The 24,053-nt window shown below is 45.7% G+C and carries 18 protein-coding genes and 1 tRNA gene; 4 read left to right on the forward strand and 15 right to left on the reverse strand.

Going from position 1 to position 24,053, the window contains the following annotated elements; all coding sequences use genetic code 11:
- Nucleotides 1-247: 247 nt before the first annotated feature.
- Nucleotides 248-1,093: a DUF5694 domain-containing protein gene (locus HYN59_RS02105; RefSeq protein WP_108776686.1), complete on the reverse strand. Its 846-nt coding sequence runs from the start codon at nt 1,091-1,093 to the stop codon at nt 248-250.
- Nucleotides 1,094-1,178: 85 nt separating this feature from the next.
- Here HYN59_RS02105 and HYN59_RS02110 point away from each other — a divergent pair, with 85 nt between their 5' ends.
- Entirely contained in the window at nt 1,179-2,594 is a 1,416-nt protein-coding gene (locus tag HYN59_RS02110) for an APC family permease (protein WP_108776687.1), read from the forward strand.
- A gap of 6 nt (nt 2,595-2,600) precedes the next feature.
- Nucleotides 2,601-3,422, forward strand: a complete 822-nt coding sequence (locus HYN59_RS02115; protein WP_108776688.1) for a CPBP family intramembrane glutamic endopeptidase — start codon at nt 2,601-2,603, stop codon at nt 3,420-3,422.
- A 247-nt stretch (nt 3,423-3,669) separates the two neighbouring features.
- Here the strand turns inward: HYN59_RS02115 and HYN59_RS02120 are convergent, their stop codons facing one another.
- Genes HYN59_RS02120 through HYN59_RS02155 form a run of 8 tightly spaced genes read right to left on the reverse strand, consistent with a single transcriptional unit; the run spans nt 3,670 to nt 15,290 of the window.
- A complete protein-coding gene (locus HYN59_RS02120; RefSeq protein WP_108776689.1) occupies nt 3,670-5,481 on the reverse strand; it encodes a cytochrome c oxidase subunit I in 1,812 nt (603 codons plus the stop codon).
- 30 nt (nt 5,482-5,511) lie between these two features.
- Nucleotides 5,512-6,702, reverse strand: a complete 1,191-nt coding sequence (locus tag HYN59_RS02125; protein WP_108776690.1) for a cytochrome c oxidase subunit II — start codon at nt 6,700-6,702, stop codon at nt 5,512-5,514.
- A 19-nt stretch (nt 6,703-6,721) separates the two neighbouring features.
- On the reverse strand, nt 6,722-8,278 hold the full coding sequence (locus HYN59_RS02130) for a quinol:cytochrome C oxidoreductase (RefSeq protein WP_245895643.1): 1,557 nt from the start codon (nt 8,276-8,278) through the stop codon (nt 6,722-6,724).
- 25 nt (nt 8,279-8,303) lie between these two features.
- The gene (locus HYN59_RS02135; RefSeq protein WP_108776692.1) at nt 8,304-8,849 is read right to left on the reverse strand and encodes a c-type cytochrome; all 546 of its coding nucleotides are present in this window, start codon (nt 8,847-8,849) and stop codon (nt 8,304-8,306) included.
- An 8-nt stretch (nt 8,850-8,857) separates the two neighbouring features.
- Nucleotides 8,858-9,382: a DUF3341 domain-containing protein gene (locus HYN59_RS02140; protein WP_108776693.1), complete on the reverse strand. Its 525-nt coding sequence runs from the start codon at nt 9,380-9,382 to the stop codon at nt 8,858-8,860.
- A gap of 4 nt (nt 9,383-9,386) precedes the next feature.
- Nucleotides 9,387-10,811 (reverse strand): NrfD/PsrC family molybdoenzyme membrane anchor subunit, encoded by a 1,425-nt coding sequence (nrfD, locus tag HYN59_RS02145; RefSeq protein WP_108776694.1) that lies wholly within the window; start codon nt 10,809-10,811, stop codon nt 9,387-9,389.
- 37 nt (nt 10,812-10,848) lie between these two features.
- Nucleotides 10,849-13,911: a TAT-variant-translocated molybdopterin oxidoreductase gene (locus HYN59_RS02150; RefSeq protein ID WP_108776695.1), complete on the reverse strand. Its 3,063-nt coding sequence runs from the start codon at nt 13,909-13,911 to the stop codon at nt 10,849-10,851.
- A 35-nt stretch (nt 13,912-13,946) separates the two neighbouring features.
- Nucleotides 13,947-15,290 carry a cytochrome c3 family protein gene (locus HYN59_RS02155; protein WP_108776696.1) on the reverse strand — a complete coding sequence of 448 codons (1,344 nt, stop codon included), beginning with the start codon at nt 15,288-15,290 and terminating at the stop codon, nt 13,947-13,949.
- A gap of 212 nt (nt 15,291-15,502) precedes the next feature.
- On the opposite strand from HYN59_RS02155, the gene HYN59_RS02160 reads away from it, so the two are divergent.
- Nucleotides 15,503-15,889, forward strand: coding sequence for a sporulation protein (locus HYN59_RS02160; RefSeq protein ID WP_108776697.1), 387 nt, complete (start codon nt 15,503-15,505; stop codon nt 15,887-15,889).
- Between the two features lie 260 nt (nt 15,890-16,149).
- Here HYN59_RS02160 and infB read toward each other — a convergent pair whose 3' ends face one another.
- The 3 genes from infB to rimP are packed head-to-tail and all read right to left on the reverse strand — an operon-like array spanning nt 16,150 to nt 20,776.
- Entirely contained in the window at nt 16,150-18,999 is a 2,850-nt protein-coding gene (gene infB / locus HYN59_RS02165; protein ID WP_108776698.1) for a translation initiation factor IF-2, read from the reverse strand.
- A gap of 53 nt (nt 19,000-19,052) precedes the next feature.
- On the reverse strand, nt 19,053-20,294 hold the full coding sequence (nusA, locus tag HYN59_RS02170) for a transcription termination factor NusA (protein ID WP_108776699.1): 1,242 nt from the start codon (nt 20,292-20,294) through the stop codon (nt 19,053-19,055).
- 17 nt (nt 20,295-20,311) lie between these two features.
- A complete protein-coding gene (gene rimP / locus HYN59_RS02175; RefSeq protein WP_108776700.1) occupies nt 20,312-20,776 on the reverse strand; it encodes a ribosome assembly cofactor RimP in 465 nt (154 codons plus the stop codon).
- A 213-nt stretch (nt 20,777-20,989) separates the two neighbouring features.
- Between rimP and HYN59_RS02180 the strand changes: the two genes are divergently transcribed.
- A complete protein-coding gene (locus HYN59_RS02180; protein ID WP_108776701.1) occupies nt 20,990-21,835 on the forward strand; it encodes a universal stress protein in 846 nt (281 codons plus the stop codon).
- Nucleotides 21,836-22,133: 298 nt separating this feature from the next.
- On the opposite strand, the gene HYN59_RS02185 is transcribed toward HYN59_RS02180, so the two are convergent.
- The 3 genes from HYN59_RS02185 to HYN59_RS02195 all read right to left on the reverse strand — a co-directional run bounded on the left by HYN59_RS02185 (nt 22,134) and on the right by HYN59_RS02195 (nt 23,929).
- Nucleotides 22,134-22,204, reverse strand: a tRNA-Gln gene (locus tag HYN59_RS02185).
- A 212-nt stretch (nt 22,205-22,416) separates the two neighbouring features.
- A complete protein-coding gene (locus HYN59_RS02190) occupies nt 22,417-23,634 on the reverse strand; it encodes a T9SS type A sorting domain-containing protein (RefSeq protein WP_108776702.1) in 1,218 nt (405 codons plus the stop codon).
- A 73-nt stretch (nt 23,635-23,707) separates the two neighbouring features.
- A complete protein-coding gene (locus tag HYN59_RS02195; RefSeq protein ID WP_146185844.1) occupies nt 23,708-23,929 on the reverse strand; it encodes a hypothetical protein in 222 nt (73 codons plus the stop codon).
- Nucleotides 23,930-24,053 lie beyond the last annotated feature (124 nt).

Genomic DNA, 24,053 nt, shown 5'->3' on the forward strand with positions numbered 1-24,053 from the left:
GCGGATTTTGGCAGATTAGCGCGGATTTACATACTAACGCAATAATGATTTTCACACAAATTTCTCAACTTCGCTGTTTCCGGATCTCCCGAGGGGTGACCTGTTAAAAACGTTGTTATGATGCGTAGCGTCCGCGTGAGGGACAGGGAGCGGCATCCCCCGCCTTTTTCGGCGGGGATACAGCGGATGGCCCGACGGCGTAGTCCCGATAGGTATCGGGGGGAGCCGGCACGCCCAAATAACAAGTTTACTCTTTGAAATAATCTTCAAATTCTACTACTTCAATAAGCGGATGGGCCTGAAACATATCTTTTAAAGCTTTTATATGGCCTGCACCATAGAGCACAAGCACACTTTGGGGCCTGTCAGTAAGGATGTCGCGCATAATGTTCGAATAAATATTCACATTGCGCATCATATTATACTGTGTAAAAAATGCGCCGGTACCTTCTGCATTCTTATCGAGATAGGTTGTGATATTGGCATAAAAAAGCTTGTTAAGGTAGTCTTTTGAATTGAGCTTGCGGAATACGGCAGTCAGGTCCTGGCTGGGAATATTGTCATTAAAGGCGCTAAGCTGTTTTAGCACAATGTTATCGTAAACCGTAAAATCATTATCGCCTATGCCAAGCGAATCGCAAAGACGGTTCATTTTTATTGCATATTGGGTAAATTGCCTGTCACCGGCTTTGGCGCTTTCATCATACGCCCAGTCAATACACTTTACGCCATTACGTATATTGAGCCGCTGTGCCAGCTTTATACCTATCTGGAAAATCTCATTGCGGAGTGCGACAGGTTTTTTTGTATAGTATGCTGTATAGATGCTGTCCCAAAACTTTTGTTTGTCGGGCGTGTTCTCTACATAGATCTTTTCCACATCCTTTTTTTGGAGGATGTCGAGAAGGGCATTAATCTGTTTCTGGCGTTCCGGACCAAGGATATTGTCTTTAGTCCCATCGACTTTCAGGGCATCGGTAGTGCCGCCCATATGGTAGGTCGCAATGAGGTGCACCTTTACTTTTTGCTGGGCAAAGCCGGCAAGGCAAAACAACAGCAGGCAGATCTGCGGGATAGTCTTAATTCGTTGCATACCAGTAAAAATAGCAATTATAGGCTGCCTGCGCCAATGAAAAGCTTTTTTAAATATCTTTAGGCAACCAAAACCAAACCAAATTATGGAAAACGAACACGAAGGCAAGCACTTAAAGCGCGAACTGGGCCTGCTCGACGGCACTATGCTCGTTGTAGGCTCGATGATAGGATCGGGTATTTTTATCGTTAGCGCCGATATGATGCGCAATGTGGGCAGCGCCGGATGGCTGATTTTGATATGGGTACTTTCTGGCATAATGACAATGATCGCAGCCGTGAGCTATGGCGAGCTGAGTGCCATGTTCCCCAAGGCCGGCGGGCAGTATGTGTACCTTAAAGAATCTTACAGCAAACTCATAGCTTTCCTTTACGGCTGGAGCTTTTTTGCCGTAATACAAACGGGAACCATCGCCGCTGTTGGTGTGGCTTTCGGGAAGTTTGCCGCCTACCTGTACCCGCCTTTGGGGCCCGACAACATTCTTTATGAAGTTGGCGCTTTTAAACTCAATGCTGCACAGCTGGTATCTATCGCCACGATCGTATTGCTTACGTTCATCAACAGCCGCGGCGTGAAGAACGGCAAATACATACAGACTATTTTTACCATTACCAAGATCGCCTCGCTTTTCGGGCTTATTATATTTGGGTTCGTACTGGCAGCCAAAGGCGATATCTGGGATGCCAACTGGGCGGACGCCTGGACCGCAAGGCAATGGAATGGCGACACCAAAACATGGACAGCCATAGGCGGCGGTGTACTGATGTCGGCCATTGCGGCCTCGATGGTGGGGTCGCTGTTCTCAAGCGATGCGTGGAATGGGGTAACGTTCATTTCGGGCGAGATAAAAGACCCGCACCGCAATGTAGGGCTCAGCCTTTTTTACGGAACGCTGATCGTAACGGTAATTTATATTTTAGCCAATATCATGTACCTCGCTGTTTTGCCTAATGACGGCATTGCTTTCGCCGACCTGGACAGGTTGGGCATTGCGGCGGCACAGCCTATGTTCGGCAGTACCGGCACTTACATTATTGCCATTATGATCATGATTTCGACCTTTGGGTGCAATAACGGGCTGATCATGGCCGGAGCAAGGGTGTACTATACTATGGCGAAGGACGGCCTGTTCTTTAAAAAGGCAGCAGGCCTTAACAGGGCAAGTGTACCGGGATGGGGGCTGTGGTTCCAGTGCATTTGGGCGTCGGCGCTTTGCCTGAGTGGGCAGTATGGCGACCTGCTGGATTATGTAATGATCATCGTGATGATCTTTTATATCCTGACCATTGCAGGCATCTTTATCCTGAGAAGGAAAATGCCCCATGCTGAGCGCCCTTACAAAGCGTTTGGCTATCCGGTGCTGCCAGCAATTTATATCCTGCTGGCTACCGTTTTCTGTGTGATGCTGCTGAAAGACAAGCCCGAGACCTGCGGATGGGGGGTAGTGATCATGCTGGGAGGGATACCGGTTTATTATTTGACGAAGAGTAAAAACCAATAATAGTATATGAAGGCAATATGGCAAAAAAAAGCGCTTATCACCTATTTTTCACTAGCATATTTTATCAGTTGGATAATATGGTTCCCTTTATACAGTCCTGTATTTGGCATTAAAAATTTACCAGTCCTCCCTTTTCATCACGGCATAGGCGGCTTAGGGCCAATGCTCGCTGCTTTTATAACGACCGGGATTTTTGAAAAGAAGGAAGGTGTAAGGCTTCTTGCAAAACAAATATTGAAAATCCGCCCGTTAGTATGCATTGCTATCGCGTTCCTAAGCCCATTTATTCTGGCTGCAGCAGCAGTAGCGATTTCATCGGCATCTAATCACGTATCTTTTAACCTGGACGGGATTTTTGCTGCAAAAGAATTCCCCGAACTAACCTTCGCCGGCTTCTTCCTTTATAACCTCTGCTTTTTTGGCATTGGGGAGGAAACAGGATGGCGGGGGTTTGCATTACCGCGACTGCAAGCGAAGTACAATGCATTGTGGGCGGGTATCATTCTTACGGTATTTTGGGCAATATGGCACTGGCCCCTTTTCTTATATCGTCCGGGCTACACCAGTATGGGAATTGCTGGTATATCCGGCTGGATCTTTAGCCTGCTGACAGGCAGTATACTGCTATCATGGATCTACAATTCTTCAAGGGCGAGTATATTAGCCTGTGCAATATTTCATGCTACAATAGATATCGCTTTTCTTGCCGATTTTTCTGACGGTACTATTGCTAATTACATGGGTATGCTGATCACTATATGGGGAATTGTAACAATAATTATTTATAAGCCGAAGAACTTATCCCACTCGGAAAGGATATCTAAATAACCAGTTAAAGACTGTTTCGATAGATGTGATGATTATTAGCAGTTTACCCTATGTCAATAAAGCTCTGACTCAATATAGCCTGGCATATCAAAGGCTGCCAAAACAAAAGCCCAGGACAAAGCTGTTCCGTACTTTCTGTAAAACATGCTTGTACGATGTGTGATTGGGTATGAATTCATGCACCGGGAAATAAAAAAGTGGCAGGTAAATTACCTGCCACTTTTTGTATAATTGAGTAAGAATGATCTTAGTGGTGCAGCTGCTCTTCGCCCGGTTTCATCGGTACGTTCTGCGGAACGAAATCCTCATCATGGCCCGGTTTGCTGTAGTCGTAAGGCCACCTGTACACTTCAGGTATTGCACCCGGCCAGTTGCCATGGATGTGCTCTACAGGAGCAGTCCATTCAAGCGTATTCGACCTCCATGGGTTTTGCGGAGCCCTTGGGCCTTTGAATATGCTTGAGAAGAAGTTCCAAAGGAATATCAGCTGGAATGCAGCACCAATGATAGCGAACATCGTGATAAGTACGTTAACATCGGATAGGTCATCGAACAACGGGAAGGCCGTGTTGGTATAATAACGCCTTGGAAGGCCCGCCATACCGATAAAGTGCATCGGGAAGAATACGCCGTAAGCACATACTGCCGTTACCCAGAAGTGGATATAACCAAGATTTTTGTTCATCATCCTTCCGAACATCTTAGGGAACCAGTGGTACACACCGGCAAAGAAACCGTACAGTGCAGAGATACCCATTACAAGGTGGAAGTGGGCTACAACGAAATACGTATCGTGAACGTTGATATCAAGCGTACTGTCTCCAAGGATGATACCTGTAAGACCACCTGTGATGAACGTTGATACAAGGCCGATAGAGAATAGCATTGCAGGGTTAAGTTGCAGGTTACCTCTCCAAAGGGTCGTGATGTAGTTGAATGCTTTTACAGCCGATGGGATCGCGATCAATAGTGTCGTGAAGGTAAACACCGAGCCCAGGAACGGGTTCATACCCGAGATGAACATGTGGTGGCCCCAAACGATAGTCGAAAGGAATGCAATGGCCAATATAGAGGCGATCATCGCACGGTAACCGAAGATCGGCTTGCGTGAGTTGGTCGCAATGATTTCAGATGTGATACCAAGTGCAGGAAGCAGTACGATGTAAACCTCAGGGTGGCCAAGGAACCAGAACAGGTGCTCAAACAATACCGGAGAACCTCCCTGGTAGTGCAGTACCTCGCCAGCAATGAAAATATCGGAAAGGAAGAACGATGTACCGAAACTCCTGTCGAATATAAGCAGCAATGCTGCTGAGAATAGTACCGGGAACGAAATGATACCAATAACTGCCGTGATGAAGAAAGCCCACACAGTAAGCGGAAGCCTTGTCATTGACATACCTTTTGTACGAAGATTGATAACCGTTACCACATAGTTAAGCGATCCCATTAGCGATGAAGCGATGAAAATAGCCATAGAAACAAGCCAAAGCGTCATACCTGCACCTGAGCCCGGTATAGCCTGTGGCAATGCGCTCAATGGCGGATATATCGTCCAACCTGCTGATGCAGGGCCTGCTTCAACGAACAACGACATTACCATTACTATCGTAGAAAGGAAGAACAACCAATACGAGATCATGTTCATGAAACCGGATGCCATATCGCGTGCCCCAATCTGCAACGGAATGAGGAGGTTACTAAAAGTACCACTCAAACCTGCCGTCAGTACGAAGAATACCATGATGGTACCGTGTATCGTTACGAGGGCCAGGTAAATATCGTTTCGCATTACTCCGTTCGGTGCGAATTTATCGCCCAGGAGCACTTTAAATATCCCGAAAGATTCTTCCGGCCATGCAATCTGCATACGGAATAACAATGACATACCCACACCAAGAACGCCCATCAGTATACCTGTTATAAGGTACTGCTTGGCAATCATCTTATGGTCGATGCTAAAGATATATTTCGTTATGAAAGTATCCTTATGGTGGTGATGCTCGTCGTGGTGACCGTGTTCGTCGTGACCGTGTATTTCGTGTCCTTCTGCTGACATATTTCTTTAATTTGAATATATTAAAAAGAATTATTTTTTTATTACCTGGGCTACCATTGTAGAATCAGTCTTTACTGCTGCTGAGTCTGCCGGTTTTGCCGGGGCTGCCTCACCTGCAGGAGCTTCTGCCGGTGTTTCTTTAGATTTCTTTACTGCTGCAGCAAGTGTTTCTTTGCCACCAAGCCACTTTTTGAAATCGGCTTCATCCTCAACAACGATCTTCATCTGCATGTTGTAGTGCGACTGTCCGCATATTTTGTTACAAAGCAGCAGGTAGTCGAATGTATAAGGCTCAAGGGCTGTTTCGCCTTTGGCTACAAGCTCGGAACTTTTCTTAGACCTGATCTCGTTGATATGTGCTACTTTTTTCATAATAGCAGGATCCTGGCGCATCTCGTCAGTAGTGAGGGTTGGCGTAAAGCCAAACTCGGTCACCATACCCGGCACAACGTTCATCTGCGCCCTGAAGTGCGGCATGTATGCAGAGTGCAGTACATCCTGAGAACGGAACTTGAATATAACCTTCTTGCCTTTCGGTAAGTGAAGCTCTGTAGAAGTAACATCATCCTGTGCGTTAGGGTCGGACATGTCAACACCCATAGTGTTTACGCCTTCAATATACCTTACGTTAGCTTTACCAAGGGCTCCGTCCGGGCCTGCATAGCGAACTTCCCAGCTAAATTGTTTTGCATATACTTCCACATAAACCGCATTTTCATCCTTGTCGTCTATGAACATGATGTTCGTCCAGGCATACAGTCCGTAAAGGATAAGCCCGGCAAGAACGATAACCGGTATAATGGTCCAGATGAACTCTAATTTATCGTTATCGGCATAATAATAAGCTACGTTACCTTGTTTGCCCCTGTATTTGAATGCAAAATAGTGAAGCAGGAACTGTGTGATCGTCTGTACAAAGAAGATAAGCGCCATAGAGATAGCCATAAGGCGATCAATCTCAGGGCCATGCTCGGAAGCAGGAGTACCCAATACCAGGTGTCCCCATTTCCATAAAGAGAAAATTGTAAAGACATAGATGAATCCCACGAAGGCAAACATGAGGTAGCCGTTAACGTTATTATCCCTGTCGTTGGCTACTTGTGCCATCGCCTTGTCATGCGCATAGGCAGACCCAATCTGGGTAAGGTGGAATATTTTAGTTAACTGCCATATTGCAATGCCTAATAAAACTAAAACTATAATTACCAATAAACTAGTCATCTGTTTATTTCTTTAAATATTAATAATGAAAATGCTTGCTTTCCTCGATCAGCGGGTTGCGTTTTGCCAATAGTGGAGCTTTTGTAAGCGTGGTAAACACCACGAATATGAACAAGCCCAAAAAGAACATCAGCGCGCCTATCTCTCCTGCACCGATAAACCATTGTTTACCTACGGTAGCCGGCATGATCATGTTGAAGAAGTCAATGTAGTGTCCGCAAAGAATAATGGTACCTGCCAAAACAACTACCCACGTAAGGCGTTTGAAATCGGTGTTGATCAGGATAAGTATCGGAAGAACGAAGTTAAGGACCACCATGCCAAAGAACGGCAGGTTAAAGTCTTCGATACGTGTCTTGAAGTACGTTACCTCTTCCGGTATATCGGCATACCATATAAGCATGAACTGTGAGAACCAAAGGTATGTCCAGAATACGCTGAAACCGAACATGAACTTGGCTAAGTCATGGATGTGGCTTGTATTTACATACTCGAGGTATCCAACTGATTTCAGGTAAAGCGTTACCATTGCAATAACGGTTACTGCGCTTACCACAAAGCTTGCGAATACATACCATCCGAACAGGGTGCTGTACCAGTGCGGGTCAACCGACATGATCCAGTCCCACGACATCATAGATTCACTTACGATAAAGAATACAAGGAACCCAGCAGCTGCTTTAAAGTTTTTCTTGAAGTAGCTGTTATCTGTAGCCTCATCCTGGGCAAGTGAATTTTTCCTTGAGTACTGACGGTAGAATATCCATCCGCCCATAAATATCGCTGCCCTTATAAGGAAGAACGTTTTATTAAGGAAGCCTGATTTTGCCTGTATAAGGTGGTCTTCGGCTACAACATCCTTGTCCATCCATATCCATATCTTATGCATATCCAGCGCTCCCGCAATAAATACCAGGAATACGATGATAGCACCAGGTATAAGGTAGCCTGATATACCTTCCATTACCCTGAACAATACAGGAGACCATCCTGCCGATGCGGCATTCTGGATAGCGTAGAAAGCAAGCGCACCAAGCGATATAAGCATAAAGAATAAGGCAGAAACATATAATGCCGACCATGGCTTGTTCTGAAGCTGTACCAACGTATGTTTCAGGTGCTCTTCGTGTTCTTTGTGTGCGGCATGTGCATCATCATGGCCTTCGTGTGCAGCATGGGCATCGGCATGTGGTGCGTGAGCCTCTTGAGTGTGCGGATCGCCATCGTTATTATTATGACCTTCATGTCCTGCGGCAGCTACAGCAGCTTCGGCCTGAATGGTGTCATGTGCTTCGTGAGGAGCTTCGGCAGCAACGGCATGCGTAGTGTCGTGTGCAGCTTCGCCACCTTCGTGTGAAGGAGCAGTAGCTTCGGTTGCAGAACCATGAGCAGCATGCGGCGCTGCATCATGATGGGCCGCATCTCCGTGGTGCCCGTGTGCTGCATTTTCCGCTTCTATTCGCTCTACGTCTTCAATAGTTTTAGGTGCAGTGAAAAAACTATAGCCTATACCAAGAAGGCCAAGTACCATCAGGGCAAATGCAACAGTTTTTAATCTACTTGAAAATGTGTACATATTTTATGCTTTCAGTGTTCTACAATTATAATTTGCTCCTAAGGTCCATCACGTGGCGTGCCACCTGCCAACGCTCTTCCTGCGTAAGCTGGTTAGCGTGCGATCCCATTGCGTTAAGACCGTAAGTCACTACGTGGAATACGCTCCCTTCTGTAATAGCCCTGTCTTTATAATTAGGTACTCCAAGGAATTTTTCCCTTTTTACAAGGTTTCCTTTTCCATCTCCCTTATCGCCATGGCAAATAGCACAATATATCGTGAAAAGCTGCTCTCCTCTTGCAGGATCAATGCTTAAAGAATCCAGCGGGCTTTTAAGGTTTGCTTTTGCCATTTCGTACCCTTCAGTGGTATTAGGATACTCATAAGGTGTAAAGCCCCTTGGTATAGAACCTTTTGCAGGAAGCTGTCCTTCTTTCCCATTTGGGAATACCGGATGTTCCGAATAGGTTTCATAAGGCACTGCCTCGTACATGTTGGGCATGTACTGGTAGTTGGGCTCCGATTTGTTATGGCAGGCAGTAATTGATGCTGTCGCCACTGCAAGTAATGCTATTTTATATAACGCTTTCATACTTTCTGTTAATGCTTTTCAATTACTTTCACTTCCACAGCGTGTGTCCCTTCAAAGAAAGAAACCATCTGGTCAACATCGCCATGAACAGCAACTTCCATAAGGAAATGGTCATCGGTTGTCCTTACATCCGGGTTCTCTGCCTGTTTGAACGGCCATAATTTACTCCTCATATAAAAGGTGATAACCATTAAGTGGGCAGCGAAGAATACTGTCATCTCAAACATTACCGGTACGAATGCCGGCATGTTCTGGATGTAGCTGAAGCTTGGCTTGCCACCGATATCCTGCGGCCAGTCCTGGATCATGATGAACCACATCATTGTAGTAGCCACTGACAATCCCACCAAACCATATAAGAATGAAGTAATAGCTATCCTCGTTGGGGCAAGGCCCATGGCTTTATCGAGCCCGTGAACCGGGAATGGCGTATAAATTTCTTCAATGTGATGATGCGCAGCGCGTGTTTTCCTTACTGCATCCATTAGGATATCATCATCATTGTACAGTACATGTATAACTTTATTACTCATGATCTTAGTGATGATTATGTTCTGAATGTGAATGATTGTCGTGTCCGCCTTCTTCCCTTTTCCTCTTATAGAACTCTCCGGAAGATTTCATAATTGTTTTTACCTCTGCCTGTGCTATTACAGGGAAGCTCCTTGAATACAGAAGGAACAACACAAAGAAGAAGCCGATAGTACCGATGAAGAAGCCCGCATCTACGAAAGTAGGCTGGAACATCGTCCATGATGACGGCAGGTAATCCCTGTGGAGTGAGGTAACGATGATTACGAAACGCTCAAACCACATACCTATGTTTACAACAATTGATATAATGAATGAAGCATAGATGCTTGTCCTGATCTTTTTAGACCACATAACCTGTGGAGAAACCACGTTACAGGCCATCATCAAAAGGTAAGACCACCAGTAAGGCCCCGTTGCCCTATTAAGGAAGGCATACTGCTCATACTCTACACCTGAGTACCAGGCAATGAACAGCTCAGTGATATAGGCACATCCTACAATCGAACCTGTGATCATGATGATGATGTTCATCAATTCGATGTGCTGTATTGTGATATAAGCTTCAAGGTTGGATACCTTCCTCATGATGATAAGAAGGGTGTTTACCATCGCGAATCCGGAGAAGATCGCACCCGCAACGAAGTATGGCGGAAGGATGGTAGTGTGCCATCCCGGTATTACCGAGGTAGCAAAGTCAAAGGATACGATAGTGTGTACAGAAAGTACAAGTGGTGTGGCAAGGCCGGCAAGTACCAATGATACTTCCTCAAAACGCTGCCAGTCTTTAGCACGTCCGCTCCATCCGAAGCTCACTATAGAATATACTCTTTTTGTAAAAGGTGTTATGGCCCTGTCGCGAAGCATTGCAAAATCCGGAAGCAAACCTGTCCACCAGAATACAAGCGATACCGAAAGGTAAGTCGAGATCGCGAATACGTCCCAAAGAAGCGGTGAGTTGAAGTTTACCCAAAGCGAACCGAACTGGTTGGGGATTGGCATAACCCAGTAAGCTAACCATGGACGGCCCATGTGGAATACCGGGAACATCGCTGCCTGGATAACAGAGAAGATGGTCATCGCCTCTGCCGAACGGTTAATAGCCATCCTCCATTTTTGGCGGAACAATAATAGTACTGCCGAGATAAGCGTTCCGGCGTGACCGATACCTACCCACCAAACGAAGTTGGTGATATCCCAGGCCCAGCCAATTGTTTTATTTGAACCCCATGTACCGATACCTGTTCCAACTGTATAGGCAACACAACCTACACCCCAGAGGAAAGCGGCAAGTGCAATGGAAAACGCGATCCACCATTGCCTGTTAGCCCTGCCTTCCACCGGCCTTGCAACATCTACTGTTACATCGTGATAATTTTTGTCACCTATAATTAAAGGTTTTCTAATGGGTGCTTCGTAATGAGACGACATAATCCTTTATCTTGTTTCTTATTAATATTACTTCTAACTATGTATTCCTCACTTTCACGTGGTAGAACACATTCGGTTTCGTTCCTATCTGGCTAAGCAGGTGGTACGCCCTGTCGCTGTCTTTAAGCTCTACGATCGGGTCTTCTGCATTGTTCACATCGCCGAATACCATTGCACCGCTTCCGCAGGCCTCAGAACATGCCGAGTAGAACTCATCCTTGTTAACCGGACGGCCTTCCCTCTTAGCTTTAAGGATGGTAGCCTGTGTCATCTGGATACAGAAAGAACATTTTTCCATTACACCCCTCGAACGAACGTTAACATCCGGGTTGAGTACCATACGGCCAAGGTCGTTGTTCATGTGGTAATCGAACTCGCTGTTCTTGTTATATAGGAACCAATTGAAACGGCGTACTTTATAAGGACAGTTGTTTGCACAGTAACGGGTACCCACACAACGGTTGTATGCCATGTGGTTTTGTCCCTGGCGGCCGTGCGATGTAGCAGCAACCGGGCAAACAGTCTCACACGGAGCATGGTTACAGTGCTGGCACATTACCGGCTGGAATGCTACCTGCGGCTGTTCTGCAGGGTGTTCCATTTCATTGAAGGTAGATACCGAGTTGAAAAGGCCTGATGTAGAATCTTTAAGGTGGTCATCCCCGGCAAAAGTATCTTCGTGAGAGTAATATCTGTCGATACGCAGCCAGTGCATATCGCGGCTTCTCCTTATTTCTGATTTTCCTACTACAGGAACGTTGTTCTCGGCGTGACATGCAATAACACACGCGCCACATCCTGTACAGGCATTAAGGTCGATAGAAAGGTTAAAGTGGTGCCCTGTAGTCCTGTCGAATGATTCCCAAAGGTCTACCGTAGCAGCAGGAACTTCTTTGTGATCTAACGATACCTGCGGCATCGGGTTCCATTCTGAAGCATCTTTTGCATTGAAATCCTTAAGGGTAGTCTCCTTAATGATATCTCCCCTTCCCATAAGCGTTTTCTGAAGCTGTACGCAGGCAAACTCATGCTCACCTGGTTCTTTTGTCAGCTTCACGTCCTGGAAGGAATTGAAGTTGTTATATAATGCGTAAGCGTTCACACCTACGATCATGTCTTTTTTCATGGCTGCCTGGCGCCCGTAGCCCAGTGCAACACCTACCGTACCCCTCGCCTGTCCCGGCTGGATGATAACCGGCACTTTTTCAAGCTTCTTGCCGTTCGCTTCGATAGTCACATAGCTTCCGTTAAGTCCGCCATTCGCTACATTCCAGTTTTCAAGGCCAAGTTTCTCGGCATCAAACTTCGATACGGTAACATAGTTATCCCACGATACCCTTGTAATAGGGTCCGGGAACTCCTGAAGCCATGGGTTGTTCGCCTGTTGGCCATCACCCATACCCACTTTAGTGTAAAGCACCAGCTCAAGGCCGTTTGCTTTCTTAGCACCTGCAAGCTTAGAAGCTGCACCGTTGAAATCTGCAGCACCCGCAGCGGCAGCAACCGGCATTTCGGTTACGGCAACACCATCGTGCACCAATTGGTTCCAGCCTTTTCCGGCAGACCATGCCGAAGAAGATGCCCTAAGGTAATCGTAATAGCTTTGTGGGCTGCCCGACCATGCAAGCAGTGAATCCTGCAGCTGCCTCGTTTTAAACAACGGGCGGATAGTTGGCTGTGTGATACCGTAGTATCCTTTTGCTATGCTTACATCGCCCCATGACTCAAGGTAGTGAGGCGCTGCCGCAGCTATAACAGATTTTGAAGCAGTCTCATCTGCCTTAAGCGAGAATGCAACTGATAGTTTTACTTTTTTAAGGCCTTCTGCAAAGTCAGCGCTGTTAGGAAGCGTGTATACAGGGTTCACACCGCTCATGATAAGCGTGTGTACGCTGCCTGCTTTCATATCGTTTACCAGCTGTGCAACAGCTTTAGCATCACCTTTCCTTACAAGGCGGGCTGCACCCGGCTGGAACGCCTGTGAAGCCAGCGCATTGTTGATGGCCAATACAAGAAGTTGTGCATTAACATCATCAAGGCCGGTAACAACTACACCTCTTGATTTTGCTTTCGCTACTTCCTGTGCAGCAGCAGCAACTGCTTTTTCGTAAGCTGCATTACCAATAGCAGGAACACTTATTCCGGCACCGGTAACCGCATTATATATTTTTACAAGGGCATATTTTTGCTCTGTAACAGTCAATGGGATACGCTTGTCAGCGTTAGCTCCCGCAAGTGACATGTTCGACTCAATCTGTATATGCCTTGACATTTTTCCATTTTTCGGGATACGGCCCATGGTATAACCTGAATCATATCCGCCACCCTGCCAGTCGCCAAGGATATCGGCACCTACAGAAACGATTACATCAGCCTTACCGAAGTCATAATCGGCAAGCGCCCTTTCGCCGTAAACGGCCTGGAACGCATCTAACGCCTCAGAACAAGAAACCGCATCATATACCACATGCTTAAAGCCCGGATATTTGGCACCGAACTCCGCGATAAGCTTATCTGTAGAAGGGCTTGCAGTTGTACCTGTAAGCACTATCACCTGGCCGCCGCCTGCTGCTGCCTGTGAAAGGCTTGCTTTCACCTGCGCATCAACAGCTTCCCATGTTGCCGGCTTCTCTTTGATCATCGGCTCTTTCAGGCGCATGCTGTCATATAGGGAAAGTACAGAGGCATAAACCCTCGCGTTGGCAGTTACTTTCGCACCTGTAAGACGGTTGTTTTCTACTTTAATAGGACGTGCCTCACGGGTCTTGATAAGTATGTTGGCGAAATCGAAACCATCTGCCATCGTAGTTGCATAATAATCAGCAACACCAGGGATGATCTCTTCCGGCTGAACTACATAAGGAATAGACTTGATAACCGGGCCCTCACACGCTGCAAGCGATGCAGCAGCAGTAGTGAACCCTACATATTTCAAAAAGTCACGACGGCTTGTTGATGACGACTCCAAAGCCTCCTTGTCACCAAGGAACTCCTCAGTAGGAATCTCCTCAACAAACTCATTGTTTCTTAGCGTCTCAACAATAGAGCTGTTTTCATTAAGCTCTTCAACACTTTGCCAGTATTTTTTGTTTGATGCCATGTTGTATATAAATATTTAGCTTCTTAAAAATTTGATTAATAGTGACATTTTCCACACTCAGTTCCGCCCATGTCAGCAGCGGTAAGCTTGTCCTTGCCATACTTTTTAGCAAGTTCATCGTGGATCTTGGCGTAGTATTCGTTGCCTTCTACCTTAACATCGGTTGTACGGTGGCAGTTGATACACCAGCCCATTGTAAGAGGGGAATGCTGTCTCATAACTTCCATTTTCTCAACCGGGCCGTGGCAGGTCTGGCATTCAACACCGGCAACAGTAACGTGCTGTGAGTGATTGAAGTAAACAAAGTCAGGAAGGTTGTGAATCCTAACCCATTTAACAGGCTTTTGAACTCCAGTGTATTTTTGCGCAGTAGCATCCCATCCTACCGCATTGTATAGCTTTTTGATTTCGCCAGTGTAGAATTCTTTTGAATGGTCAACATAAAGCGAATCTTTGTCTCCCTGGAATTCAGCGATATTTTTGTGGCAGTTCATACAAACATTCAGCGAAGGAATACCCGATGCTTTACTTACCCTTGCCGAAGAGTGGCAATATTTACAATCGATACCATTATCACCGGCGTGGATCTTGTGCGAGAAGTGGATCGGCTGAACCGGTTCGTACCCCTGGTCAACTCCTATCTGCATAAGATAACCGTAAAGGAAATATGATGAAGCCAGCATAAGCAGGATAACAGTAACCAATACCAGGAACTGGTTCTTAGCATAAGCTTTCCATAATGAAAGGCGGGGCTCGTCTACGATCACAACACCATTGGAAGCAGCAACCCTTCTTAATGTCCTGTTCACCAAAACAAGCATTACGATAAGGACACCAAGCACAAGGATAAGCGCACCCAGTATCAACGCGTTTGAAGAACCGCCATTTGCGTTAGGATCAACAACTGGCGCCTTAACACCTCCGCCTCCACCGCCATTTTCAATTGGCATTGATGTATAAGCCATGATATTATCAATATCACCCTCGCTCAGCTGCGGGAACGGCGTCATTACAGAGTTGTTGTTCTCAGCGAAAAGCTTTACAGCCGCCGGGTCGCCGGATTTTATCATTTCGCTGCTGTTATGCACCCATTTGTAGATCCATGCACGGTCATGCCTGTCAGCCACACCCCTAAGAGCAGGGCCTGTTGACTTAGCATCAAGCTTGTGACATGCAGCACAAAGACTGTTAAATAGTTCCTTTCCCTTCACAGGATCTCCTGCACCTGCTGCCGGAGCCGCTGCACCGCCTGCAGGAGCCTCAGCCGCCGCGGGAGCCGCAGTTTCCTGCGCAAAAGATGTAAGAGAGAATGACAGCGATAACGCCAGACAGAACAATAAAATTCTTGAAAACGAAGTATGGTTACCCACTTTTTTCATATTAAAAATGATTATCGACTTAAATTGGTATAGTTTTTTCTGGACATATTATGGAAACACTATGCTTTTTAAAAAACTCCCACAAAAATACGACTTAAGGATTATTTTCAAACCTTAAATAAATCTTAATACACAATTTATAATAATTCTAAATAAATCGCGTTTAGCCAGATAAAATAATATGTCGTACTTTTGTATAAACACTGTTCATTATGAGAATTTTAAAAACGGCACACCTTATTTTCCCTCTATTTTGCATTAGCTTATTCGGCACTAAATGCCTTGCACAGGAACGCGTTACTGTTGAACAGGACGCCCGGTTTGAGCAGCTTTTGGCAGAAAAACGCAGGATAAACCCTTCAATTACTGTAAATGACAGGTTCAAAATACAGATTTTTTACGGCGAAAATGACAAAGCGAGAAAAACACTCTCCGACTTTAAAAAGGAGTTTAAAACCATAGACGGCACAATCGTTTTCGAAAGTCCAACGTATAAGGTATGGGTTGGCAGTTTCAGGTCACGTTTTGAAGCAGAAAAAAGCCTTGCTGACATCCGAAAAAAATACCCAAACGCACTGCTGATAAAAGCCAACAAATAGGTCGTCATGTCATTATGGCGGTATTTATTCTGCCACGAATTTTCACTAATTTCCAATCCGGGGATACGAAGAAATGTTTTAACAGAGAGAAGTTGGCCTTAAGGAAAGATTACCGCGCTCCGTGCCTCTGCCTGCAATGACGGAAACAGAGAATATTTAGGGAAATAAGAATCAATCTTAATAGAGAAAGAGATCATCCTATAAGCATATAAAGCAAAAATCCCGCAATTGCGGGATTTTTGCTATAATGAAAAGCCGTTTTACTTAAGCTTTTTCTTCACTTCTACTTCCTGGTAAGCTTCTATAATATCAAGTTGCTGTATGTCGTTGTAATTCTTGATCTGCATACCGCAATCGTAACCTTTAGAAACTTCTTTCACGTCGTCTTTAAAACGCTTCAGGGCAGCAAGCTCGCCAGTGTAGATAACCACACCGTCCCTGATAAGCCTAATTTTCGATCCCCTGAATATCTTGCCATCGGTTACCATACATCCTGCGATAGTTCCCACCTTAGAAATCTTGAAGGTTTCGCGTATCTCGGCAGTACCCGTAACTTCTTCCTTAAGTTCCGGCGAAAGCATGCCTTCCATTGCGTCTTTCAGGTCATCGATAGCATCGTAGATGATCGAATAGTTCCTGATATCGATTTCTTCCTTGTCGGCCAATGTCCTGGCGCTCGCAGAAGGGCGTACGTTAAACCCGATAATGATCGCATCGGAAGCCGAAGCCAGCAATACGTCAGATTCGGTGATCGCGCCTACTCCTTTATGGATGATATTGATCTGGATCTCTTCAGTAGAAAGTTTTGAGAACGAGTCGGATAGTGCCTCAACAGAACCGTCCACGTCACCTTTAAGGATGATGTTAAGCTCCTTGAACTGTCCAAGCGCGATCCTTCTTCCAATCTCGGCAAGCGTGATGTGCCTTTGTGTACGAACCGATTGCTCACGCATTAACTGTGTACGTTTGGCAGCGATCTGTTTTGCTTCCCTTTCATCTTCAAATACGCTGAATTTATCACCCGCTGTTGGCGCGCCGTCCAGACCTAATATGGATATAGGTGTGGAAGGGCCAGCCTCTTTAACGTTGTGTCCGCGTTCATCGTGCATCGCCTTGATTTTACCATGGTGCTTGCCCGCAAGTACATAGTCGCCCACGCGCAGCGTACCGCCCTGTACAAGTACTGTAGATATGTATCCCCTTCCCTTATCAAGGAAAGCCTCAACAACAGTTCCCACAGCCGCCTTATCAGGATTTGCCTTAAGGTCGAGTATTTCTGCCTCAAGCAATACTTTTTCAAGCAGCTCTTTTACGCCGAGGCCTGTTTTGGCAGAGATGTCGTGCGATTGTATCTTACCGCCCCAGTCTTCTACCAGGAGGTTCATACCCGCAAGCCTTTCTTTTATCTTTTCAGGATTCGCCGCCGGCTTATCCACTTTATTGATCGCAAATATAATTGGCACTCCCGCCGCCTGTGCGTGGTTGATCGCCTCTTTTGTCTGTGGCATGATGTCGTCGTCTGCCGCTATAACAATAATAGCGATATCGGTCACCTGCGCACCCCTGGCCCTCATCGCGGTAAACGCCTCGTGGCCCGGTGTATCAAGGAATGCTATTTTCTGGCCATTATCCAGCGTTACCCCGTAGGCACCGATGTGCTGGGTTATACCACCTGATTCACCTGCGATAACATTCTCTTTACGAATGTAGTCAAGGAGCGATGTCTTACCGTGGTCAACGTGGCCCATTACGGTAACGATCGGAGCCCTGAATACAAGGTCCTCTTCCCTGTCTTCCACTACTTCCATTGATTCCTCGATATCTGTAGTGACAAATTCCACCTCATAACCAAATTCGTCTGCCACAATAGTCAGCGTTTCGGCATCAAGCCTTTGGTTCATGGTAACCATGATACCCAATGACATACATACTGAGATCACTTTGGTGATAGGCACATCCATCATGGTCGCAATTTCACCAACGGTAACAAATTCTGTCACCTTAAGCACTTTGCTTCCTTCGTCAAGCATTCTTTGCTCATCGTCCGATTTCTGACGGTGGCTGTCACGCTTGTCCCTACGGTATTTTGCCGCTTTGGATTTACCCCCTTTGCCCTGAAGCTTTTCAAGGGTTTCACGGATCTGGTTCTTAACTTCTTCTTCGGTAGGCTCTACTTTAGAAACTATAGCGGGGCGCTTGCCTGTATTCGGCCCGAATTTGTTCGCAGCAGGTTGTCCCGGCCTGTTTTGCCCAGGGCCTCCCTGTCCGCCCGGCCTGTTCTGGCCCGGACCGCCCTGTCCCTGTGGTTTCGGTGTGATCCTTTTCCTTTTGTTTTTATCGTTGTTCTGGTTTCCGCCACCCGGGGTTATGGCTGCGCCACCCGGTTTCTGGCCATCTTTCCTGAACTCTTCTTTTTTCTTTTTAGGCTTATTGAACTGCGAAAGGTCAATAGTCTGCCCTGTAAAAGTAGCCCCTGTAAGCTTTTGGTACTGGGTCGCTATCTTTTCTTCCTCTGCCGGCGCTTCAGGAGCGGCAGCAGGCTGTTCTTTCTGGCCTTCTGCAGGCTTTTGCGCCACCCTCGGCTGTATAGCAGGTGCGGCTTTAGGCTGCTCGGGCGCTGCTTCCTTCGAAGCTGCGGCAGGTGTTGCTGCAGGCTCTGCCGGTTTTGGCGCCTCCTGTGGTTTTTCGGCAGCTGCCGCCTGTGGCTCAGCCTTTGCCGGAGCGTCTGAAGCAGGCTCTGCTTTTTTGGCATTAAGGTCAATTTTGCCAACAGAAACCGGCCCGGAAAGTGAGGCTTTGGCCCTTATCACTTCCTGTCGTTGCTTTTCTTCATCCTGCCTCCTCTTTTCTTCCAGCTCACGTTCGCGCTCTATACGAAGCGCTTCCTTCTCCTTCCTTTTCTCCTCGCTGACTTCGAGGGAAGCGGCCTTGTTTCCTTTGTCGGCAGAAAATTGATTGTAAAGAGTATTATATTCCTCGCCCGAGATCTTGGCATTTGGGCTGGCTTCGATAGCGAAACCCTTGTCCTTAAGGAACTCAACGGCCCTGTCAAGCGAAATATTTAATTCCCTTAATACTTTGTTTATTCTTATTGCTCTTTCTTCAGACATACAATCTTATTAATTTATCTTCTTTGTTGTGTTGTGCTGTGTGTTAAACCGGACTAATCCTCAAATTCTTCTTTCAATATCCGCATCACATCAAGTATGGTCTCCTCTTCAAGGTCGGTCCTTCTAACAAGATCAGCAACATCCTGCTTTAGTACGCTCCTTGCGGTATCGAGGCCGATCTTTGCAAACTCGGCAATGATCCATGCTTCGATCTCATCAGAGAACTCTGTTAATTCAACGTCCTCATCCTCAGCAGCGGTCCCTTCGCGGATAACGTCAAGCTCGTAGCCTGTAAGCAAACCTGCCAGCTTGATGTTGTGGCCGCCCCTTCCTATCGCTTTGGAAACCTCTTCCAGCTTAAGGAACACCTCTGCCCTGTGATTCGTTTCATCTATCTTTATAGATGATACTTTTGCCGGGCTCAATGCCCTTGATATGTATAATTGCGTGTTTGTCGTATAATTGATCACGTCGATGTTCTCATTGCCGAGTTCGCGGACGATACCATGGATACGGGAACCTTTCATCCCCACACAGGCCCCAACCGGGTCTATCCTGTCATCATAAGAATCTACCGCTACTTTTGCTTTTTCACCCGGAATCCTTACCACTTTTTTCACGGTGATCAGGCCGTCGAAAACTTCCGGTATCTCCTGCTCGAACAATTTCTCAAGGAACAGCTCTGATGTACGCGACATAATGATCATCGGCTTGTTGCCTTTCAGCTCTACGCTTTCGATGATGCCGCGCACGTTGTCACCCTTCCTGAAAAAGTCAGACGGTATCTGCTTTTCTTTCGGCAAAACGATCTCGTTGCCTTCATCATCCACCAAAATTACGGCTTTTGGCCTTACATGGTGTACTTCTGCTGTATAAATATCGCCTGTAAGGTCTTTAAATTGCTTATACAGGTTGGTATTATCGTGCTCGTGTATCTTCGAAATAAGATTTTGGCGCAGCGCCAGTATCGCCCTGCGGCCCAACTGGATAAGCTTCACTTCTTCCGAAACATCCTCACCCACTTCAAAGTCGGGCTCTATCCTTCTCGCTTCGCTAAGTGAAATCTCCTGGTTAGGGTCTTCTACTTCGCCGTCGGCAACCACCACACGGTTCCTCCATATCTCCATATCCCCTTTGTCAGGGTTGATGATAATATCAAAGTTATCATCTGATCCATATTTCTTCTTCAGTGCATTCCTGAATACATCTTCCAGTATCGCCATCAGCGTAACGCGATCTATAAGCTTATCATCTTTAAACTCTGAAAACGAATCGATTAATGCGAGATTTTCCATGCCAACTTTCTATTTTTTTAAAATTTTATTACAACAACTGCCTGTTTGATGTCCTGATAAGGTATTTCTTCCCTTTTTTGTACGGTTTCTTTCCCTTTCCCTATTTGTTTGGGTTCGCGGGCGGTCCACTCGAGGACAATAAATTCTTCATTCGCATCGGTAAGGTCTGCTTCAATTTCTTTATCAGCAGTTTTTACGTTAAGTATCCTTCCAATATTCTTTTTGTACTGCCTTGGGTTGGTAAGCGGGCTTGTTGCCCCGGCCGAAGCCACCTCCAGCGAAAAATCTTCTTCTTCCCTGTCGAGATTGTGCTCTATGGCCCTGCTCACATCGATGCAGTCCTGGAGGTTTACCCCATTATCGCCATCAAGCGTTACCATGATCTTGTTTGCCCCGGTAATGGAAAAGTCTATTAAAAACAGCGAAGGCCGCTCTTCAAGGGCCTTTTCCAGCAATGCGGCCACTTTTTCCTTAAATGTCATATCTGTATAAAAAGAGGGGACTCCTGTCCCCTCATTATTTAGTATTTATTAAATAACCGTGCAAATATACTACTTTTTTTTATATCTTTAAAATCATTGCATAAATCTTGAAAATCATTGGGTAATGTAAAATTTATGCTTACCTTTATTGTCTTAATTTTCCAACCAAATTCCTGTTAAATTTTACATTACAACAATTACATTTTACAAACCATGAAAAAAATCCTAGTACCTACCGATTTCTCAGACCACGCCGAATATGCCCTGAAAGTAGCTGCTCAAATTGCACGTAAAAATAACGGCGAAATATACATTTTACACATGCTGGAGCTGCCTCACCTCGCAAGCGACGGGATTGGCGAAAGCAACGCAGTAGGCACCAGTTCGGCCCTGCCGGAAGTTATGTTCTTTATGCAAAAGACGCGTGAGCGCTTTGAAGAGATACTTAGCCAGCCCTACCTTGAAGGCATCACGGTGGTTGAGGCGATACAGTTCGAAAAAGCATTTGATGGCATTATAACACACAGTAAAAAACATGATATCGACCTTATAGTGATGGGCTCCCATGGTGCTAGCGGCTTCCACGAAATGTTCATCGGCTCCAACACCGAGAAAGTGGTAAGGACGTCTGACGTACCGGTTTTGGTCATCAAAAAAGAAGAAGGCGAGTTCAACCCGCAGAAATTCGTGTTCGCTTCGGACTTCTCAGACGAAATTAAAAAACCATTTGAAAAAGCAGTTTATTTCGCCAACAGCTTCGGAGTACACATGCACCTGGTACTGATTAATACACCAAGCGATTTCAAATCGACACACGCTGCCGAAAAGAGGATGCACGACTTTGCTTCGAAATTCAGCATAGACAACGGATACACCTCACATGTTTATAATGATGTGAATGTAGAAAAAGGGATACTGCATTTTGCCAACAGCGTAAATGCCGACCTTATAGGAATGTCTACACACGGAAGGCACGGGCTTTCCCACTTCTTTAACGGAAGCATCAGCGAAGACCTTGTAAACCATTCGGTACGCCCGGTAATCACGTTCAGGATATGATCTTATAAAAGAACTATAAAGTAGCTCTGCAAACCCCAAAGACTTAACATCCTTTGGGGTTTTTGTTTGTAATAAGACTCTTAAAATCCTACCCCCGACCCCTCTCCCAAGGAAAAGGGAGCGAGACGTGCCGACAGGGCGTGACAAGTTATAAACGTACAGGTTTGCCAACTTTATACTAAAAGGCAATCCCCACAACTTTTGGTATTGCTACGTTTTAGTATTGATCCTCCAAATCCTTCGCGGCTCCTTCGCAATAGTAAACAAAAAAGCCTCCCATTTCTGAGAGGCTTTTTTGTTGACCCACTAGGACTCGAACCTAGAACGACTGAACCAAAATCAGCTGTGTTACCATTACACCATGGGTCAATTTAGCTACTTTGCCCTGTTTATCCTGTTTTCACAGGCACTGACAGAACTTGTTTGCGGGTGCAAATGTAACATATAATTTTTTTATTGCAAATTTTTACTAAAAAATATTGAAAATAAATTACGCCAAAAATGATAACATCCTTATTTAGAATACAATGAATTTAACATCCGGCGTAAAAAGATAACACAGCAGAACAATTGGGTTAATATTACTCAATAATTATCCTGGCAACCTGTTTTCCTGAAGGAGTAATTGCCTCAACTATGTAAATATTCGGCACCAGGCCGGAAACATCGATCTTTGCAGTATTTTCAGTTTGTATCTTAGTAAGCACTGATCTTCCCTGCATGTCATAGATACTGATATTGCTTATAGTCTCATCTGAATTTATATTTAGGATGGAGGATACAGGATTAGGATATACCGACACTGTTTTATGCATTTCGGCAACCCCCAGCTCTTCCTGCCCCAGCTTGACCACATAATAATCACTGCCTAATTCCTGAAAAAAAGACCCCTGCCCCGCTATCATAAAGCCGTCTGCCACCTCATATGCATTCACGGCGCTTTCCCAGCCGGAGGTACCAACCGATTTATCCCATAGCATCGTGCCTTCTTCATCCACCCGCACAATCCAACAGTCTGAGCCTCCAAGAGCAGCAGAAATATCGCCATCAGCAGATGTGCTGCTTCCTGAAAGCAGATACCCGCCATCAATTGCTGACAGCCCATTGCAATAGTCATCAGCCGAACCCCCGTACGTTTTTTGCCAAAGCAAATTGCCTGATGGATCAAGCTTGATCAGCCAGTAATCATAACCGCCATGATTAGATGTGATTTGCCCGTTGTTCGAATTGGTACTTCCCGATACCATGTAGCCACCATCGACTTCGATCACCCTCCCGGGAATGTCATATTGTGAACCACCTAATGCCTTCTGCCATTCAAGATTCCCTGAAGCGCTGATCTTGACCACCCATATATCCTCTTCACCATGATTCGAGGTAACGTCACCGTTTGAGGAAAAAGCGGCTCCTGTAAAAATATATCCTCCATCGGTTGTCTGGATAATGTTTAGTATACCTTCGCTAAATGATCCGCCAAATGCCTTCTGCCATTCTATTTGTCCTGCAGCGGTCAGTTTCAATACCCACGCATCGGGAAAATTACCGTTGCCGTGAAGACCTGTAACATCGCCATCGACCGACAGTGTCTGGCCTCCTACGATATAGCCGCCATCGTTTGTGAAGGCAACCGTGTAGGAGTCGTCCTCCGCGCCGCCGCCCAAAACCTTTTGCCACTCCATTGTCCCTGAAGCATCTAATTTGATCACCCAGTAATCAGCATAGCCACTGCCACCAACGACATCGCCATCAGCAGAATAGGTTATGCCGCAAACTATATAGCCGCCATCCGGTGCCTGCATTGCGTTCTGTGCTAAATCTAAACCGGAACCGCCGTAAATCTGTGTCCATTGCAAAGCACCTGAACCATTAACCTTAATGATATAAAAAGTTCATATCTGCGTTCGCCAAGGGTGCTCCGGAAATATCTGTATAGGCATTGCCTACCATTATAAAGCCGCCATCTGCAGTGCTGGCAGCATTATAACACACATTGCTGTAAGGCCAGTCGTAGGAGTGTTCCCACACGACAGATGGAGCCTGCGCAAAGAGGCAAAGATTTCCTCCAAATAAAATAAGGATAAGTAATTTTTTCATATTTGGTTTTCTTACAAACATACTAAAAAAGGTATTGCTCAGTAAATTATATGAAAAACAAATTTTTACCATCGTATTTACATTATTCTTTTCGCCGCATCGTTTTTTATCGCAAAAAATTATT

It is taken from the genome of Flavobacterium album (genome assembly GCF_003096035.1).
Lineage (GTDB): Bacteria > Bacteroidota > Bacteroidia > Flavobacteriales > Flavobacteriaceae > Flavobacterium > Flavobacterium album.

What these genes read in the sequence shown, in the direction of transcription:
- HYN59_RS02105 (WP_108776686.1), bottom strand. Translation starts at nt 1,093, where the DNA reads ATGCAACGAATTAAGACTATCCCGCAGATCTGCCTGCTGTTGTTTTGC.
- HYN59_RS02110 (WP_108776687.1), top strand. Translation starts at nt 1,179, where the DNA reads ATGGAAAACGAACACGAAGGCAAGCACTTAAAGCGCGAACTGGGCCTG.
- HYN59_RS02115 (WP_108776688.1), top strand. Translation starts at nt 2,601, where the DNA reads ATGAAGGCAATATGGCAAAAAAAAGCGCTTATCACCTATTTTTCACTA.
- HYN59_RS02120 (WP_108776689.1), bottom strand. Translation starts at nt 5,481, where the DNA reads ATGTCAGCAGAAGGACACGAAATACACGGTCACGACGAACACGGTCAC.
- HYN59_RS02125 (WP_108776690.1), bottom strand. Translation starts at nt 6,702, where the DNA reads ATGACTAGTTTATTGGTAATTATAGTTTTAGTTTTATTAGGCATTGCA.
- HYN59_RS02130 (WP_245895643.1), bottom strand. Translation starts at nt 8,278, where the DNA reads ATGTACACATTTTCAAGTAGATTAAAAACTGTTGCATTTGCCCTGATG.
- HYN59_RS02135 (WP_108776692.1), bottom strand. Translation starts at nt 8,849, where the DNA reads ATGAAAGCGTTATATAAAATAGCATTACTTGCAGTGGCGACAGCATCA.
- HYN59_RS02140 (WP_108776693.1), bottom strand. Translation starts at nt 9,382, where the DNA reads ATGAGTAATAAAGTTATACATGTACTGTACAATGATGATGATATCCTA.
- nrfD (WP_108776694.1), bottom strand. Translation starts at nt 10,811, where the DNA reads ATGTCGTCTCATTACGAAGCACCCATTAGAAAACCTTTAATTATAGGT.
- HYN59_RS02150 (WP_108776695.1), bottom strand. Translation starts at nt 13,911, where the DNA reads ATGGCATCAAACAAAAAATACTGGCAAAGTGTTGAAGAGCTTAATGAA.
- HYN59_RS02155 (WP_108776696.1), bottom strand. Translation starts at nt 15,290, where the DNA reads ATGAAAAAAGTGGGTAACCATACTTCGTTTTCAAGAATTTTATTGTTC.
- HYN59_RS02160 (WP_108776697.1), top strand. Translation starts at nt 15,503, where the DNA reads ATGAGAATTTTAAAAACGGCACACCTTATTTTCCCTCTATTTTGCATT.
- infB (WP_108776698.1), bottom strand. Translation starts at nt 18,999, where the DNA reads ATGTCTGAAGAAAGAGCAATAAGAATAAACAAAGTATTAAGGGAATTA.
- nusA (WP_108776699.1), bottom strand. Translation starts at nt 20,294, where the DNA reads ATGGAAAATCTCGCATTAATCGATTCGTTTTCAGAGTTTAAAGATGAT.
- rimP (WP_108776700.1), bottom strand. Translation starts at nt 20,776, where the DNA reads ATGACATTTAAGGAAAAAGTGGCCGCATTGCTGGAAAAGGCCCTTGAA.
- HYN59_RS02180 (WP_108776701.1), top strand. Translation starts at nt 20,990, where the DNA reads ATGAAAAAAATCCTAGTACCTACCGATTTCTCAGACCACGCCGAATAT.
- HYN59_RS02190 (WP_108776702.1), bottom strand. Translation starts at nt 23,634, where the DNA reads ATGCAGGCACCGGATGGCGGCTATATAGTTTGCGGCATAACCTATTCT.
- HYN59_RS02195 (WP_146185844.1), bottom strand. Translation starts at nt 23,929, where the DNA reads ATGAAAAAATTACTTATCCTTATTTTATTTGGAGGAAATCTTTGCCTC.